At 67.5% G+C, this 17,029-nt stretch carries 15 protein-coding genes; 2 read left to right on the top strand and 13 right to left on the bottom strand.

The window, feature by feature from the left end; all coding sequences use genetic code 11:
• Positions 1-57: 57 nt before the first annotated feature.
• From AC1DJH_RS26590 to AC1DJH_RS26580, 3 genes are all read right to left on the bottom strand, one after another.
• On the bottom strand, positions 58-957 hold the full coding sequence (locus AC1DJH_RS26590) for an amino acid ABC transporter substrate-binding protein (protein ID WP_478187768.1): 900 nt from the start codon (positions 955-957) through the stop codon (positions 58-60).
• A gap of 169 nt (positions 958-1,126) precedes the next feature.
• Positions 1,127-2,617 carry an aspartate ammonia-lyase gene (locus AC1DJH_RS26585; RefSeq protein WP_478187767.1) on the bottom strand — a complete coding sequence of 497 codons (1,491 nt, stop codon included), beginning with the start codon at positions 2,615-2,617 and terminating at the stop codon, positions 1,127-1,129.
• Between the two features lie 177 nt (positions 2,618-2,794).
• Entirely contained in the window at positions 2,795-3,802 is a 1,008-nt protein-coding gene (locus AC1DJH_RS26580) for a LysR substrate-binding domain-containing protein (protein ID WP_435437958.1), read from the bottom strand.
• Between the two features lie 60 nt (positions 3,803-3,862).
• On the opposite strand from AC1DJH_RS26580, the gene AC1DJH_RS26575 reads away from it, so the two are divergent.
• Complete coding sequence (locus AC1DJH_RS26575) at positions 3,863-5,308, top strand: amidase (RefSeq protein ID WP_478187766.1); 1,446 nt, start codon at positions 3,863-3,865, stop codon at positions 5,306-5,308.
• A 445-nt stretch (positions 5,309-5,753) separates the two neighbouring features.
• On the opposite strand, the gene AC1DJH_RS26570 is transcribed toward AC1DJH_RS26575, so the two are convergent.
• Both AC1DJH_RS26570 and AC1DJH_RS26565 read right to left on the bottom strand, forming a co-directional pair.
• Positions 5,754-6,692, bottom strand: a complete 939-nt coding sequence (locus tag AC1DJH_RS26570) for a 2-hydroxyacid dehydrogenase (protein ID WP_478187765.1) — start codon at positions 6,690-6,692, stop codon at positions 5,754-5,756.
• 151 nt (positions 6,693-6,843) lie between these two features.
• Positions 6,844-8,685 carry an ABCB family ABC transporter ATP-binding protein/permease gene (locus AC1DJH_RS26565; protein ID WP_478187764.1) on the bottom strand — a complete coding sequence of 614 codons (1,842 nt, stop codon included), beginning with the start codon at positions 8,683-8,685 and terminating at the stop codon, positions 6,844-6,846.
• Between the two features lie 41 nt (positions 8,686-8,726).
• On the opposite strand from AC1DJH_RS26565, the gene AC1DJH_RS26560 reads away from it, so the two are divergent.
• A complete protein-coding gene (locus tag AC1DJH_RS26560) occupies positions 8,727-9,155 on the top strand; it encodes an acyl-CoA thioesterase (RefSeq protein ID WP_478187763.1) in 429 nt (142 codons plus the stop codon).
• A gap of 138 nt (positions 9,156-9,293) precedes the next feature.
• Here AC1DJH_RS26560 and AC1DJH_RS26555 read toward each other — a convergent pair whose 3' ends face one another.
• From AC1DJH_RS26555 to AC1DJH_RS26520, 8 genes are all read right to left on the bottom strand, one after another.
• Positions 9,294-10,058, bottom strand: a complete 765-nt coding sequence (locus AC1DJH_RS26555) for an enoyl-CoA hydratase (RefSeq protein ID WP_435486327.1) — start codon at positions 10,056-10,058, stop codon at positions 9,294-9,296.
• A 37-nt stretch (positions 10,059-10,095) separates the two neighbouring features.
• Entirely contained in the window at positions 10,096-10,692 is a 597-nt protein-coding gene (locus AC1DJH_RS26550; protein ID WP_472120713.1) for a 2-hydroxychromene-2-carboxylate isomerase, read from the bottom strand.
• 25 nt (positions 10,693-10,717) lie between these two features.
• Entirely contained in the window at positions 10,718-11,464 is a 747-nt protein-coding gene (locus AC1DJH_RS26545) for an SDR family oxidoreductase (RefSeq protein WP_478187762.1), read from the bottom strand.
• Between the two features lie 5 nt (positions 11,465-11,469).
• Complete coding sequence (locus tag AC1DJH_RS26540; protein ID WP_478187761.1) at positions 11,470-12,300, bottom strand: acyl-CoA thioesterase; 831 nt, start codon at positions 12,298-12,300, stop codon at positions 11,470-11,472.
• A 46-nt stretch (positions 12,301-12,346) separates the two neighbouring features.
• On the bottom strand, positions 12,347-13,549 hold the full coding sequence (locus AC1DJH_RS26535) for an acetyl-CoA C-acyltransferase (protein ID WP_478187760.1): 1,203 nt from the start codon (positions 13,547-13,549) through the stop codon (positions 12,347-12,349).
• Positions 13,546-13,965, bottom strand: a complete 420-nt coding sequence (locus tag AC1DJH_RS26530; RefSeq protein WP_472120706.1) for an endonuclease domain-containing protein — start codon at positions 13,963-13,965, stop codon at positions 13,546-13,548. Before AC1DJH_RS26530 ends, AC1DJH_RS26535 begins: the two co-directional genes overlap by 4 nt.
• Before the next feature lie 61 nt (positions 13,966-14,026).
• Positions 14,027-16,426, bottom strand: a complete 2,400-nt coding sequence (locus AC1DJH_RS26525; RefSeq protein ID WP_478187759.1) for a 3-hydroxyacyl-CoA dehydrogenase/enoyl-CoA hydratase family protein — start codon at positions 16,424-16,426, stop codon at positions 14,027-14,029.
• A 121-nt stretch (positions 16,427-16,547) separates the two neighbouring features.
• Complete coding sequence (locus AC1DJH_RS26520; protein WP_478187758.1) at positions 16,548-16,982, bottom strand: DUF2147 domain-containing protein; 435 nt, start codon at positions 16,980-16,982, stop codon at positions 16,548-16,550.
• Between the last annotated feature and the right edge of the window lie 47 nt (positions 16,983-17,029).

Here is a 17,029-nt window from a genome sequence, read left to right as displayed (position 1 = left end):
CTTGAAAAGAAACGCCCACCGCGAAAGGTGGGCGTCATTCATGCAGCGACGCGCCGCTTATTCCTTGGTGACGTACTCTTCAGCCGGCTTGTCGTTCGGGTTGGCCCAAGCGTTCTTGGTGGCTTCGCCCAGCGGCAGGTTGATGGTCACGTTGGCCGGGGGAATCGGCTTCAGGAACCACTTGTCGTACAGCTTGGTCAGCTCGCCCGACTTGGCCTGCGCCTTGATGCTGTCGTCCACGGCCTTCTTGAAGGCGGGGTCGTCCTTGCGGATCATGATGGCGATGGGTTCCACGGCCAGCACGTCGCTCAGGATCTTGTAGTCCTTGGGGGCCTTGGACTTGGCGGCCAGGGAAGCCAGGATCGAGCCGTCCATCACGAAGGCGTCGGCACGGCCGGTTTCCAGCAGCAGGAAGCTGTCGGAGTGGTCCTTGCCGTAGACCTCCTTGAAAGTCAGGTTCTCGGCGCGCTTTTGCTTGCGCACGGTCTGCAGCGGCGTGGTGCCGGTGGTGGTGGCAACCGTCTTGTCCTTCAGGTCGGCCAGCGAGTTGATGCCCGAATTGGCCTTGACGATGATCTTGGTTTCTTCGACGTAGGTGGTCACGCCGAAAGCCACGTCCTTCTGGCGGGTGGCGTTGTTGGTGGTCGAGCCGCACTCGATGTCCACGGTGCCGTTCTGAACCAGCGGAATGCGGTTCTGCGAGGTCACGGGCTGGTACTTGACTTCGAGCTTCTTGCCGGCGGCCTTCTCGAGGTCCTTGATGATGTTGGCGCAGACGTCGTAGTGGAAGCCGGTGTACTGGCCGTTGCCCAACGTGTACGACAGGCCGGAGGATTCACGCACACCTTCGGTGATGACGCCCGATGCCTTGATCTTGGCGAGGGTGTCATTGGCTTGTGCCAGAGCGCCGCCGGCGGCCAGCGCCGCGATTGCCAATGCCAATACTTGTTTCTTCATACGGTAAAACTCCTGAGGGTGACGTAAACAGATACAACGAAATTCTAGACACTCACATTTTGCGTGATACCCGGACCAACCCGGTGCGTCGACGCCTAATCTGCACCATGCAAGCGCATGCGCGTGTCAGCATGGTGCGATCCTGCCTCCTGGCATTGTCTGACTTTCACTAAGCAGCCTTTGTGCCCGACGCCGTTCCGGGCGCTTTCCCGGGCACGGTACCCGAGGGTTCGGCCGCGGGCGGAACGGGGGCCGCCGACAGGCGCACGGGCTGCGTGAGGTTCTCGGGCACGAGCAGCGCCTCCATTTCGGCGCGCGTCATGATGCCCAGCGACTCGGCCACCAGGTCGATCGGCCCGCCGGTGGCCAGCGCGGTCTTGGCGATGAGCGCAGCTTTCTCGTAGCCGATGAGCGGGTTGAGCGCGGTGACCAGCGTGACCGACTCGCGCACCCTCTTGGCCAGGAACTCTCGGTTGGCCTCGATGCCCTCGACGCAGTTCGTCTGCAGCGTGGCGCAGGCATTGGCCAGGTGCTTGATGCTCTTGAACAGGCTCCAGCCCATGATCGGCTCGAAGGCGTTGAGCTGCAGCTGGCCGGCCTCCGACGCCATGGTCACGGTGATGTCGTTGCCGATGACCTCGAAGGCCACCTGGTTCATGACTTCCGGAATCACGGGGTTGACCTTGCCCGGCATGATCGACGAACCCGCCTGGCGCGCCGGCAGCCGGATCTCGCCGAAGCCGGCCTGCGGGCCGCTGGACAGCAGGCGCAGGTCGTTGCAGGTCTTGCTGAGCTTGGTGGCCACGCGTTTCAGCACGCCCGACAGCTGCACGAAGGCGCCCGTGTCCTGCGTGGCCTCGATGAGGTTGGCCGCCTGCTTGAGCGGCACGCCGGTCTGTTCGGCGAGGTACTGGCAGGCGAGGTTGGCGTAGCCGTGCGGCGCGTTGATGCCGGTGCCGATGGCGGTGGCGCCGAGGTTGATTTCCTCGATGAGCGCGCGTGCCTCGCCCAGGCGGGCCTCGTCCTCGCCGATCATGATCGCGTAGGTCAGGAACTCCTGGCCCAGCGTCATGGGCACGGCGTCCTGCAGCTGGGTGCGGCCGATCTTGAGGACGTCCTTGAATTCGAGCGCCTTGGCCTCGAAGCTGCGACGCAGCGACGCCATGGCCTCCAGCAGCCGCCCGATGGCGAACCACAGCGCCAGGCGCACGGCCGTGGGGTACACGTCGTTGGTGCTCTGCGAGGCGTTCACGTGGTCGTTGGGGTGCAGCACGTCGTAGCGGCCCTTCTCGTGGCCCAGCTTTTCCAGCGCGAGGTTGCAGATGACCTCGTTGGCGTTCATGTTGGTCGAGGTGCCGGCCCCGCCCTGGATGACGTCGACCACGAACTCGTTGAGCAGCTTGCCTTCGATGAGGTCCTCGCAGGCCAGGATGATGGCCGCGGCGCGGTCGCGGTCGATGGCGCCCAGGTCGGCATTGGCGCGGGTGGCGGCCTTCTTCACGAAGGCCAGCGCCCGCACCAGGTCGGGCATGGCCGAGATGCGGGTGCCGGAGATGGCGAAGTTCTCGACCGCCCGCGCCGTGTGCACGCCCCAGTAGGCGACCGCAGGAATCTGCTTCTCGCCGAGGAAGTCGCGTTCGGTCCTGAAATTGGTGCTCATACAGGTTCCCCGGCTAAAAAAAAGCACGCGTGGAACGCGTGCCGAAGATGTGCTTGTGACAGCGGCGAAAAAGCTGCCGCGACTGTAGTGGTGCCCGGCCCGAGGCGCCAATGCCGTATGCGGGGTGCTTCATGCATGGCATTCATAGATTGTGCAGTGCACCAATGCTGTCGGCCGTCAGCCCGGTGGCTGCGTGCCGACCAGGTACGACCACAGCGCGTCGGCTGTGCGCTTGGGCTGCAGGCCGGTGGCGGCCGTGGTGGCCGTGGTGCCTGCGGCTGCCTTGGCGCCGCGGCCAGTGCCGGTCTTCACCGGCGCCGGGGCGCCGGGGCGCTCCCGGTAGGCGCGGATTTCCATCGTCGCCTCGAGGCTGTCGATCTCCGGGGGCAGCGCGCTCACCAGCTTGCGTGCCTTGATTTCCTTGCGCACCGCGCTCTGCGGCAGGAAGGCGATGCCGTGGCCTTCGAGGGCCATCACCTTCAGGCCCTCGGCCATGTCGGTCTCGTAGACCCGGTCGAGGTGGATGGCGGTGCCCGACTCCTTCAGCAACTGGTCGACCACGCGGCCCAGGTAGGCGCCCGGCGCGTAGCCCAGGTAGGGCAGCGGCTGGCCGGGACGGCCCGGCAAGCGGTAGCGCGGCGCGCCGTCGGCATCGGCCTTGACCCAGGGGGCCACGGTTTCCTCCCCCAGGCTGACCATCTCGTACTTGTTGGCGTCCAGCTGCAGCGGCTGCGAGGGGTGGTGATAAGCAATCAGCAGGTCGCAGCTGCCCTCCACCAGGCGCAGCACGGCGTCGTGCACGTTGAGCGCGATGAGCCGGCTCTTGATCGGCCCGAAGTGCTCGCGCAGGCTGGTCACCCAGGAGGGAAAGAAGGTGAATGCCAGCGTGTGCGGCACGGCGATCTCGATCACGTCCTGCCCGGCCGCCGAGTGGCCGCGCAGCATGGCCCGGGTGCTCTGCAGCGACTGCAGCATCTCGATGGCCTGGCTGTAGAGCGTCTGGCCCGCCGGCGTGAGGCGCGTGGGGTAGGAGCTGCGGTCGACCAGATCGGTGCCGGCCCAGCCCTCGAGCGCCTGGATACGGCGCGAGAACGCCGGCTGGGTCACGTGCCGGAGCTGGGCCGAGCGGCTGAAGCTGCGGGTTTCAGCCAGGCTGATGAAGTCTTCTAGCCACTTTGTTTCCATGAGTGACGATTATGCGAGCGCCGCGCCATACTGAACGCCCCCTCCTTTTTCGCATTCGCCATGCCTTCTGCCGACGACCTGCTCGCCCTCACGGCGACCGAACTTTCCCGCCGCATCGCATCGCGCGAGGTGTCCTGCCGCGAAGTGATGCAGGCCTCGCTGGCCCGCATCGAGGCGCTGAACCCGCGCTTCAACGCCATCGTGTCGCTGCGCGATCCGGCGCAACTGCTGGCCGAAGCCGGCGCGCGCGACGCCGAGCTGGCGCGCGGCGAGCGCCGCGGCTGGATGCACGGTTTTCCGCTGGCCGTGAAAGACCTGAGCCATGCCGCCGGCCTGCCCACCTCGATGGGCTCGCCGCTGTCGCCGCGCTCGCCGGCGCGCGCCGACAGCCTGCACGTGGCGCGCGCCCGCGCGTCCGGCGCGGTGGTCATCGGCAAGACCAACACGCCCGAGTTCGGGCTCGGCTCGCACACCTACAACCCGGTGTTCGGCATCACGCGCAACGCCTGGGCGCCGGACCGCAGCGCGGGCGGCAGCAGCGGCGGCGCCGCGGTGGCGCTGGCCCTGGGCATGCTGCCGGTGGCGGACGGCAGCGACATGATGGGGTCGCTGCGCAACCCGGCCGCCTTCAACAACGTGATCGGCATGCGGCCCTCGCGCGGGCGCGTGCCCGGCAACCCTGACGACGAGCTGTTCTTCCAGCAGCTGGGCACCGACGGCCCGATGGCGCGCACGGTGGAAGACGCGGCGCGGTTGCTGGCGGTGCAGGCGGGCTTCGACCCGCGCGTGCCGCTGTCGTCGCCCCAGGCCCTGCCCTCGCCCGACGCGCTGCGGCTGGAGGGCGACGGCAAGGGCCTGCGCATCGGCTGGCTCGGCAGCATCTGGCCCGACCTGCCGCTGGCGCCCGGCATCCGCGAACTCGGCGAGAAGGCGCTCGACACCTTCCGCACCATCGGCTGCGAGGTCGAGCCCTGCACGCTCGACGTGCCGCGTGCGCACAACTGGAGCGCGTGGCTGCGGCTGCGGCAGTTGCTGGTGGGCGGCAAGCTGGGCGCCTACCTGAGCGACCCCGCGCTGTTCGCGCAGCTCAAGCCCGAGGCGCAATGGGAAATCGAACAGAGCCGCCACCTGGATGCGGCCTCGCTGTACCAGGCCTCGCTGTACCGCTCGAACGTGTACCGCGCGTTTGTCAAGCTGTTCGAGCGCTTCGACTTCGTGGTGGCGCCGACCGCGCAGGTGTTCCCGTTCGATGCCGAACTCCACTGGCCGGACGAGGTGAACGGGGTGAAGAGCGACACCTACCACCGCTGGATGGAGATCGTCACGCCGTTCACGCTGGCGGGCTTGCCGACGCTGAACGTGCGCGCCGGGTTCGGCGAGGGCGGGCTGCCGATGGGGCTGCAGCTCGCGGGGCCGATTCATGCGGACCTCGAGGTGCTGCGGCTGGGGCATGCGTATGACCAGGCGTGCGGATGGGCGTCGCACCGCCCGCCCGCATTGGATTGACTCCCTCCCCCGCTGGGGGAGGGCCGGGGTGGGGGCAMGCGGCRCATCCAMYGGGCGCCCTGCCTGCCCCCATCCCAGCCTTCCCCCAGAGGGGGAAGGAGCAAGACCGGCCTTGCAATGTCGCGGTGTCCTGACTTGCTCCCTCCCCTCCCGGGGGAGGGCSGGGGKKGGGGCAMGCGGCRCATCCAMTGGGCGCCCTGCCCGCCCCCATCCCAGCCTTCCCCCAGAGGGGGAAGGAGCAAGACCGGCCTTGCAATGTCCCGATGTCCTGGCTTGCTCCCTCCCCTCCCGGGGGAGGGCCGGGGTGGGGGCAAGCGGCGTATCCACTGGGCGCTCTGCCCGCCCCCATCCCAGCCTTCCCCCAGAGGGGGAAGGAGCAAGGCCGGCCTTGCAATGTCCCGGTGTCCTGACTTGCTCCCTCCCTCCCGGGGTAAGACGCAAGACCTCAGACGGGCGTGACGACGCCGCGCCCTGCGAAGTGCCCTTCGGCATTCGCCAGGAAATGGTCGACCGAGCGCTGCGTCGCCTCGGGCGACCAGCCGGCCACGTGCGGCGTCAGCAGCACGTTGTCCAGGCCGACCAGCGGCTCGGGCCGCTTCGGTTCGCTCTCGTACACGTCGACGCCCGCGCCCGCGATGCGGTTTTCGCGCAGCGCCGCGGCCAGCGCCTCGGTGTCGACCACGCTGCCGCGCCCGATGCTCACCAGGTAACCCTGCGGCCCCAGCGCGTCGAGCACTTCGGCGTTGACCATGTGCTTCGTCGCCGGTCCGCCCGGCGCCACCAGCACCAGCACGTCGGCCCACGCCGCCAGCGACTTCAGGTCGTCGAAGTAGCGGTGCGTGGCGCCCTCGCGCGGCTTGCGGTTGTGATAGCCGATCTCCATGTCGAACGCCGCCGCGCGCCGGGCGATCTTCTGGCCGATGGTGCCCAGCCCCAGGATGCCCAGCTTCTTGCCCGACACGTTCGCCGGCTGCTCGATGGCCTCGCGCCACACGCCCTCGCGGCACAGCCGGTCGAGCTTGCGGAACCCGCGCACGATGCTGATCAGCATGCCCATGGCGTGATCGGCGACGCAGTCGTCGTTGGTGCCGGCGCCGTTGGCCGTCACGATGCCGCGCGCACGCGTGACGTCGAGCGGCACGCCTTCATAGCCCGCGCCCAGGCAGCAGATCAGCTCCACCGCGGGCAGGGCCGCGATTTCCTCGGGCGTGATGCCGATCACGCCGATGGTCAGCACCGCGCGAAACTTCTTGCCGTGCTCGGCAATGGCGGCCGCGCGCTCGGCGGCGCCGAAGGCATAGGTCAGGTCGTAGACCTCGGCAATCTGGGCCTGGTGGGCGCTCGACAGGCTGTTGAGCACCAGCAGGGGAATCTTGGTCGGCACGTGGGAACTCCTAATCGATGTCAAAAAAATGGCGTGGATATCTCGCAGTGGAACACCGAGGATGCGGCTTTGCCGGGCCTCAGGTGTTGCCCCCGGCACGGGGTAGGAGAAGCGACACGAAGTGCGCAGTGCGCGGAGCCTGGGGGCGAGCCTAAAGAATCGGGGCTGCTTCGCTTTTTTGCAGCGCCCACATCTGGGCGTAGCGTCCCTGCCTGGCGAGCAGCTCGGCATGCGTGCCGCGCTCGACGATCACCCCGGCCTCGAGCACCAGGATCTCGTGCGCATCGACCACCGTCGACAGGCGGTGCGCGATGACCAGCGTGGTCTTGTCCTGCGCGGCGCTCTTGAGCTCCGACTGGATGGCGCGCTCATTGGCAGAGTCCAGCGCCGAGGTGGCCTCGTCGAAGATCACGATCGGCGGGTCTTTCAGCAGCGTGCGCGCAATGGCCACGCGCTGCTTCTCGCCGCCCGACAGCTTCAGGCCGCGTTCGCCCACGGTGGTGTCGTAGCCCTTGGGCGTGGCCGAGATGAAGTCGTGGATGCGCGCGGCGCGCGCGGCGTTCTCCACCTCCTCGCGCGTGGCCCCCGGGCGGCCGTACGCGATGTTGTATTCGACCGTGTCGTTGAACAGCACCGTGTCCTGCGGCACGATGCCGATGGCGCGGCGCACGCTGGCCTGCGTGACCTCGCGGATGTCCTCGCCGCCGATGGTGATGCGCCCTTGCTGCACGTCATAGAAGCGGTAGAGCAGCCGCGCCAGCGTGGACTTGCCCGAGCCCGAGGGGCCCACCACGGCCACCGTCTTGCCGGCCGGGATCTCGAAGCTCAAGTGCTTGAGGATGGGGCGCGCGGGTTCGTAGGCAAAGCTCACATCCTCGAAGCGGATGGTGGAGTCCGTGCCGGCCAGCGGCTGCGCGCCGGGCGCGTCGCGCACCTCGCGGTCTTTCTCCATCAGCACGAACATCTTGTCCAGGTCGGTCAGGCTCTGCTTGATCTCGCGGTAGATCACGCCCAGGAAATTCAGCGGTATGTAGAGCTGGATCATGAAGGCGTTGACCATCACCAGGTCGCCCAGCGTCATGCGCCCCTCGACCACGCCCGAGGTGGCGCGCCACAGCATCAGCACCAGGCTCACGGCAATCAGCGCCTGCTGGCCGGTGTTGAGCATGCTCAGCGTGCGCTGGCTCTTGATGGCGGCCTTGCGGTAGCGGTCCAGACTGGCGTCGTAGCGCTTGGCCTCGAACGCCTCGTTGTTGAAGTACTTGACCGTCTCGTAGTTGATGAGCGAGTCGACCGCGCGGCTCTGCGCCACCGAGTCGAGCTCGTTCATGGTCTTGCGGAACTGCGTGCGCCACTCGGTCACCGTGACGGTGAAGCCGATGTACAGCACCAGCGCCGCCCCGGTGATCCAGACGAACAGGGAGTCGAACTTCACGCCCAGTATGGTGAGCACCAGCACCAGCTCGATGATGGTGGGCACGATGCTGTAGAGCGACATCGAGATCAGCGAGTGCACGCCGCGCGTGCCGCGCTCGATGTCGCGCGTCATGCCGCCGGTCTGGCGCTCCAGGTGGAAGCGCAGGCTCAGCGAGTGCAGGTGCTGGAACACCTCCAGCGCAATCTGGCGCGCCGTGCCTTCGGTGGCCTTGGCGAAGATCAGCTCGCGCAGCTCTCCGAACAGCGAGGTCGAGAAGCGCAGCAGGCCGTAGGCCAGCAGCAGGCCGATGGGCACGATGAGCAGGGCCTGCGCCAGGTCGGGCGCACCCGCCTTGGGCGTCATGGTGTCGACCAGGTTCTTCAACAACACCGGCACGCCCACGTTGGCCACCTTGGCGCCCACCATGAAGGCCAGCGCGGCGGCCACCCGCCATTTGTACTGCCAGAGGTAGGGAAACAGGCGGCGCAGCGTCGCCCAGTCGGAACGGTCGCTGCGCTCCGGCGGGTGGCCGGAGACGGTGTGTGAGGGGGGGAGGGCTTCGCCGCTTCGGCGCATGGAGGACAATCGTGGTTGCTTGTTTGTTCCAGATTGTGCCCATGTCAGACACTTCCAGCGCCGCCGCTGCCGCCACCCTCAAGAGCCTGCCCACCGACATGGAGCTGGTGCTCAAGGTCATCCCGATGCCGGCCGACTGCAACGCCAACGGCGACATCTTCGGCGGCTGGGTCATGGCGCAGTGCGACCTGGCCGGCTCGGTGATTCCGGCGCGTCACGCCAAGGGCCGCATGGCCACGGTGGCGGTGAACGAGTTCATCTTCAAGCAGCCGGTGCGCCTGGGCGACATCCTGTCGTTCTATTCGAAGCTGGTGCGCATCGGGCGCACGTCGGTCACGGTCACGGTGGAGGTGTTCGCCGAGCGCTTCCGGGCCCAGGGCGAATACATCAAGGTGACGCAGGCCACCTTCACCTACGTGGCCATCGACGACAACGGCCGCCCACGCCCCATCGAGAAGTCGGCCGAGTAACTGCAGGCAAGCCTGACGTGCACCGCCGCGTTGCGTCGGACGCTACTTTTTCAGTAGCACCATTCGCAGGCTGGACGCGCGTTACGGGTGTTTTTTCCTCTGAAAACTGAGCGTGCCCGCACAAGCCTGCGGCGCGCGTCAGACCTTCGAGAAATCCGGCTTGCGCTTCTCCATGAACGCACCGAATGCCTCCTTGGCAGCCGGTTCGCGCAGCATGCGCCCGAAGCTCGCGCCCTCCTCGCCCATGCGTTCGAGCACGGCGGGCATCTGCGACTTCTTCAGCAGGCGCTTGGTCTCGATCAGCGCGCTCAGCGGCTTGGCCGCGAGCTTGCGCGCCTGCGTTTGCGCAATGGCGTTCGCCTCGGTCGGCGGCACCACACGGTTGACCAGGCCCACTTCGAGCGCAGCCTCGGCCATGAAGGGTTCGCCCAGCAGCAGCGCCTCGGCCGCGCGGTGGTAGCCCAGCATCTGCGGCACCAGCAGGCTGGACGCGGCCTCGGGGCATAGGCCCAGGTTCACGAAAGGCATCGAGAAGGCTGCGTTGTCGCCCGCGTAGACCAGGTCGCAATGGAACAGCATCGTGGTGCCGATGCCCACGGCCGGGCCGCACACGGACGCGACGATCGGCTTGGGAAAGGTCGCGATGCCGCGCAGGAAGCGGAACACGGGCGACTCCTGCGTCGACGGCGGAGCGTTCAGGAAGTCGCCGATGTCGTTGCCGGCGCTGAAGATCGTCGGGTCGCCCTGGATCAGCACGCAGCGCACGGCCGCGTCGCCCTCGGCCGTGGCCAGCGCGTCGGCCAGTTCGGCGTACATGCTGCTGGTGATCGAGTTCTTCTTGTCGAGGCGGTTGAAGGTGAGGGTCATCACACCGGCTTCGGTGTGGACGAGGATGTCGCTCATGGGATTGGTCCTTGGGTAAAAAGGGGCGTTGCCGCGGTCAGGCGGCTGCCAGTGCTTCGCGCACGAAATCGAGCCGGTCCTGGCCCCAGAACATCTCGGTGCCGACGAACATGGTCGGCGCGCCGAACACGCCGCGTTCCACGGCCTCCTGGGTGACGGCCTTGAGGCGGTCCTTGGTGTCCTGCGCACCGGCCAGCGCAAGCAGGCCGGCGGCGTCGAAGCCTGCATTCTGCAAGACGGCGCCGACGATGGCGGGGTCGTTGAGGTTCTTAGGCTCGACCCACATCGCGTGATAGACGGCATCCACATAGGCGCCGAAGCGCGCGGGCTCCGTCATCTGGATGCCGGTGGCGCCGCGCATCAGCAGCAAGGTGTTGATGGGGAAGAAGGGGTTGTGCACGTAGGGCACGCCGTAGCGCCTGGCAAAGCGCTGCAGGTCGGCGGTCATGTACGGGCCCTTGGGCTTGATCTCGGCGGGCGAATGGTTGCCCGTGGCCTGGAACACGCCCCCCAGCAGCATGGGCTTCCACACCAGGTCGGCGCCGGTGTCGGCGCACACATGGGGCAGTTGGGTGGCCGCCAGGTAGGCGGCGGGGCTGCCGAAGTCGAAATAGAAGTCGACGGATCTGGTCATGGGTGTTGTCTCCTTCCTGGGGTCTTCAGAACTTCTCGGACCAGGGCCGCAGGTCGAGCTCGTGCGTCCACGCATCGCGCGGCTGCGAATGCAGCATCCAGTAGGCGTCGGCGATGTGTTCGGGGTTCAGGATGCCGTCGTCTTCCTTCAGCGCATAGCGCTCGGGGAAGTTGCTGCGGATGAACTCGGTGTCGATGGCGCCGTCGACCACCACGTGCGCCACGTGGATGCCCTGCGGACCCAGCTCGCGCGCCATCGACTGCGCGAGCGCGCGCAGGGCCATCTTGGCGCCAGAGAACGCGCCGAAGTTGGCCGCGCCGCGCAGCGACGCCGTGGCGCCCGTGAAGATGATCGTGCCGCGGTGGCCGCCCTTGGGCAGTTCACGCGCCACCATGCGCCGGGCCACTTCGCGGCCGTTGAGAAAACCCGAGAAACAGGCCATCTCCCACACCTTGAAGTACTTGCGCGCAGTCTCCGTGAGGATGCTCTCCGGCACGTTCGCGCCGATGTTGAACACCATCACCTCGATCGGCCCGATGGTCGACTCGATCTGCTCGACCAGCGCCACCACTTCCTCCTCCTTGCGCGCGTCGCAGGCGAAGGCGTGCGCCCTGCCGCCGTCGGCCTCGATCTGCGCCACCAGCGGCTGCAGCTTGTCGAGGCTGCGCCGCGTGACGCAGGTGGCATAGCCCTCGCGCGCGAAGCGCCGGGCAATGGCGCCGCCGGTGGCGTCGCCGGCGCCGACGACGAGTACGGCTTTGGTCAGCGACATGGCGGTCATTCCTTGTAGTAGACGATCTGGTTCGAGGTGGCGAGCAATGCGCCGCTTTCGCTCCACAGCTGCGCGGCCTGGTCGAAGAAGCCGTTGCTGAACTGCTGCCCCGTGGCGCTGCCCAGCAGGTAGCCCGTGCCGACCTCGGCCAGCTGTGCCGCGTTGGCATGGAAGTAGGTGGTGATCGACACCGTGCCCGCCGGCACCGGCTTGGCGCGGCGCAGCCACACGCGCGGGTAGAACAGGTCGCTCATGGCCGCGAGCGACGTGAAGTCCAGCGGCCTGGGCTGGGCGTCGCGCAGCCAGAGCCGGCTTTCGCTGTGGTGGCCGCTGCCGTCCCACCGGGCCGGAATGCCGCCGCTGATCGGGCGCATCTCGTAATGGCCGATCCACGCCACGCCCGACGGGCCGATGGTGATGCGCTCGACCGCCTCGGGCCGGGGCACCTCGGGCATCGGCAGGTCGTTCTCGCCCCAGGTCTCGCGGCGCACCGCGGTGATCACGGTGGCGGTGGTCGTCATGTTCGGCGCGCCGCTCGGGCCGGCCTGGGTGATCTGCACCGTCCAGTGCTGCGTCGAGCGGTTGGTGCGCACGGCCGTGGCCTGGATGTCGAATGCGCCGGCTTCCAGCGCCGCCGCGTAGTTGACCGTGAGCGCGATCGGCGCACCGAGCAGGTCCGGGTGCTTCAGCACCGCCTGCAGCACCAGCGCCGCCGTGGTGCCGCCGAAGGGCCCGACCATGTTCCAGTAGTCGGGGCTGGTCATGCCCGTGAAGTGGCCCACGCGGATGTCGCTGTGGTGAATCGCGAGGGCCTTGTCGAACGGATGCGCTGTCATCTGTGTTGTCTCCTGCGACGGCTGCACGGCAAAACGACCTGGGCTGTCAGACGCGCTCGAAGATGCCCGCAGCGCCCTGGCCCATGCCCACGCACATCGTGACCATGCCGTACTTCAGATTCTCGCGACGCAGCGCGTGCACGACTGTCGCCGAGCGGATAGCACCGGTCGCGCCCAGCGGGTGGCCCAGCGCAATGGCGCCGCCCATCGGGTTGACCTTGGACGGGTCGAGCCCCAGCGTTCGGATGACCGCCAGCGACTGCGCGGCGAAGGCCTCGTTGAGCTCGAACCAGTCGATGTCCTCGTGCTTCAGGCCCGCGTAGCGCAGCGCGGCCGGAATCGCCTCGATCGGGCCGATGCCCATGATGTGCGGCGGCACGCCCTTGCTGGCGAAGCTCACGAAGCGCGCGAGCGGCGTGAGGCCGTACTGCTTCACGGCCTTCTCGCTTGCCAGGATCAGCGCACCGGCGCCGTCCGAGGTCTGCGAGCTGTTGCCGGCCGTCACGGTGCCGCGCGCGGCGAACACGGTGCGCAGCTTGGCCAGGCCTTCGATGCTGGTGTCGGGGCGCGCGCCTTCGTCGAGGCTCACGGTGCGGGTCTTGGCTACCGACTCGCCGGTCTCCAGGTTCGGCGTGCGGTCGGTCACTTCGATGGGCGTGATCTCGTCGGAGAACTTGCCGGCCTTCTGCGCGGCCAGTGCCTTCTGGTGCGAGGCAAGCGCGAACGCGTCCTGCGCTTCGCGGCTCACCTTCCACTGCTGCGCGACCTTCTCGGCCGTGAGGCCCATGCCGTAGGCGATGCCCACGTCGCCTTCGCGTTCGAAGATGGCGGGCGACAGCGAAGGCGAGTTGCCCATCATGGGCACCATGCTCATGCTCTCGACGCCGGCGGCGATCATCACGTCGGCTTCGCCCACGCGGATGCGGTCGGCCGCCATCTGCACGGCCGAGAGGCCCGAGGCGCAGAAGCGGTTGACGGTGATGCCGCCCACGCTGGTCGGCAGGCCGGCCAGCACCGCGCCGATGCGCGCGACGTTCAGGCCCTGCTGCGATTCGGGAATGGCGCAGCCGCAGATGATGTCCTCGATGGCCTTGGGGTCGAGGCTGGGCACGGCGGCGAGCGCGGCGCGCAAGGTGGTGGCGAGCAGGTCGTCGGGGCGGTAGTTGCGGAAGTAGCCGCGGTGCGACTTGCCGATGGGGGTACGGGTGGCGGAGACGATGTAGGCGTCTTGGACTTGTTTGCTGCTCATGAAGAAGCTCCTGGATTTTCTTGCTCCTTCCCCCTCCGGGGGAAGGCTGGGATGGGGGCCTGCGGCGTCAACTCGACAAGCCGGTTGGCTATGGCATGGCGAACCCCATCAAGATTGGTGAACGGATCGTTCGATGCAAAGCGCAGCACGTCGAAACCCTGCGCGCGGAAAAATGCGTCACGTCGCGCGTCGTAACCTTGCTGCGCTTGGTGCTGGGAGCCGTCGAGTTCGACGATCAGCTTCGGCGCAAGGCACGCGAAGTCGGCGATGTAGCCGCCCAGCGGATGCTGGCGCCGAAACTTCACGCCCAATTGCTCCGCGCGCAGACCGCCCCAGAGCTTGCGCTCCGAGTCGGTCATCTCGCGACGCAGCACCTGTGCGTTTGCACGGGCATTGGGCGTGGACTGGTTTCGCATCGTGCTTGGTTGGAGAGCCCCCATCCCTGCCTTCCCCCGGAAGGGGAAGGAGAAATGCAGGTCAGTTCCGTACCGGCTTCCCCGTACTCAGCATCCCCATGATCCGCTCCTGCGTCTTCGGATGCACGATCAGCGAGCAGAACGCCTTGCGTTCCAGCGTCATCAGGTATTCCTCGGTCACGAGCGAACCCGCGTCCACATCGCCGCCAGTCACCACGTTCGCGATCAGGCTCGCAATGTGAAAGTCGTGCGCACTGATGAACCCGCCGTCGCGCATGTTCACCAGCTGCCCCTTGATCGTGGCCGCGCCGCTGCGCCCCGCCACGCGGAACGTGCGGCGCAGCGGCGGGCGGTAGCCGGCGTCGGCCATCGCCCTGGCCTGCTGCAGCGCCACGTACAGCAGCTCGTCCTTGTTCGGCACGATCACGTCGCTGTCGAGCAGGTAGCCCAGCTTCTTCGAATCGAGCGCGCCCGTGCCCACCTTCGCCATGGCGGCGGCGGTGAAGCCTTCGGTCAGGAACGGCAGCAGGTCGGTGCCCGTCGAGGCCGCAGCGTTCTCCGCCGCGCGGCGTGCGATGTAGGTCAGACCGCCCGCGCCGGGGATAAGCCCCACGCCGACTTCGACCAGCCCGATGTAGCTTTCCATCGCCGCCACGCGCCTGGACGAATACACCGCCAGTTCGCAGCCGCCGCCGAGTGCCAGGCCACGCACGGCCGACACCACCGGCACGCTGGCGTAGCGGATCTTGAGCATCACGTTCTGCAGCTCTTCTTCCGCGCCTTCGACCGCGCCGATGCCCGCGACCACGAAGGCCGGCAGCATCGCCTGCAGGTCGGCGCCGACGGAGAACATCTCATCGGGCGACCAGATCACCAGGCCCTTGTACTCGGCCTCGGCCAGCTCGACCGCGGCGCCCAGCGCCTCGGCCACGTCGGGGCTGATGGCGTGCATCTTCGAATGGATGCTGGCGATCAACACCTCGCCGTCCAGCGTCCACACGCGCACGTCGCCTTCGTCGCTGATCGTGGTGCCGGCGGTGTTGGCATCGGCCGCGTTCGCGCCTAGCACGCTCTCGGGGAACAGCTGACGGTCGTGCACCGGCAGCTTGCGCTGCGGGATGAACTGGCCCTGCAACGCGCTCCATGAACCTTCGGGCGTGTGCACGCCACCGGCCTTGGCAACCGCGCCTTCGAACACCCACTTGGGCAGCGGCACCGTGCTCAGCGCCTTGCCCGCGTCGATGTCTTCCTGAATCCACTTGGCAACCTGTGCCCAGCCGGCTTCCTGCCACAGCTCGAACGGACCCTGCTTCATGCCGAAGCCCCAGCGCATCGCGAAGTCGATGTCGCGTGCGCTCTCCGCAATGTCGGCCAGGTGCACGGCGGCGTAGTGAAAGCCGTCGCGCAGGATCGCCCACAGGAACTGCCCCTGCGGCCCTTCGCTCTCGCGCAGCAGTTTCAGGCGCTCGCCCGCGGGCTTCTTCAGCATGCGGCCGTACACCTCGTCGGCCTTGGCGCCGGCGGGCACGTACTCGCCGCTCTTCAGGTCGAAGCGCAGGATGTCGCGGCCCACCTTCTTGAAGAAGCCGGCCTTGGTCTTCTGGCCCAGGTTGCCCAGCTCCAGCAGCTTGGCGAGCACCGGCGGCGTCGCAAAGTTGGCGTAGAACGGATCGGTCTCGGCGTTCAGGGTGTCCTGCAGCGTCTTCACGACGTGGGCCATCGTGTCCAGCCCCACCACGTCGGCGGTGCGGAAAGTGCCAGAGCTTGCGCGGCCCAGCTTCTTGCCGGTGAGGTCGTCCACCACGTCGGGCGTGAGGCCGAACTTCTCGACTTCCTTCAGCGTGGCCAGCATGCCGGCGATGCCGACGCGGTTGGCGATGAAGTTGGGCGTGTCGTGCGCGCGCACCACGCCCTTGCCCAGCGTGCTGGTGACGAAGGCCTCGAGGTCGTCGAGCACCTGTGGCTGCGTGGTGGGCGTGTTGATCAGCTCCACCAGGAACATGTAGCGCGGCGGGTTGAAGAAGTGAATGCCGCAAAAACGCGGCTTCAGCGCTTCGGGCAACGCCTCGCTCAACTTGGTGATCGACAGGCCCGAGGTGTTCGAGGCCAGGATCGAATGCCTGGCGACATGCGGCGCGATCTTCTTGTAGAGGTCGAGCTTCCAGTCCATGCGCTCGGCAATGGCTTCGATGATGAGATCGCACTCGCCGAGCCTGGCGAGGTCGTCCTCGTAGTTGGCCTGCTCGATCAACACGGCATCGGCCACGTCGCCGAGCGGCGCGGGCTTGAGCTTCTTGAGGTTGTCGATGGCGCGCGTGACGATGCCGTTCTTCGGGCCTTCCTTGGCGGCCAGGTCGAACAGCACGACAGGCACGCGCACGTTGACGAGGTGGGCCGCAATCTGCGCGCCCATCACGCCGGCGCCGAGCACGGCGACCTTCTTCACTTGAAATCGGGACATAGCGGAGTTTCGAAGTTCTGAATCAGTTCGGGGAACACCGCGGAACCGGCTTTGCCGGGCCGCTGGTGTTGCCCCCTCGAGGGGGAGGCTGCTACACGAAGTGAGCAGCTACGGGGGTGGGTCAAGGAACACGGTTCCAGGTTTGGGTGCGCCAGAACGGGCCCAGGTAGCCGCGCACCTCCAGCTTCCTGCCGCCGTCGATGGGCGTGAAGCTGGCGCGGTATTCCTTGCCGTTCTCGGGGTCGAGGATCTTGCCGCCTTCCCAGACGTCCTTGCCCTCGGCCTTCTTGCCGCCACGGATGATGTCCAGGCCGACCATGGGCTTGCCCTTGCGGTCGTCGCTGCATTCGTCGCAGGTGGCGCCGGGCTTGGCGTCCTTGCCCAGTGCCTTCTCGATGCGACCGAGCAGCGCGCCGTTGGTCTCGGCGATGCTGATCTCGGCCTTGACCTCGCCGGTCTTGTCGTCGACGTTGCGCCACAGGCCCACGGGCGTGGACTGGGCCATGGCCGAGGCCGCCGTGACGGCGAACAGAACGGCTGCGAATGTTGTTTTCATGCGTGTCTCCCGCAGAGTCGAAGGAAAGGGCAAAAAGGGCAAAAAGG

Source organism: Variovorax sp. 10N412 (assembly GCF_056394985.1).
This window is presented reverse-complemented; position numbering and strand designations above follow the sequence as displayed.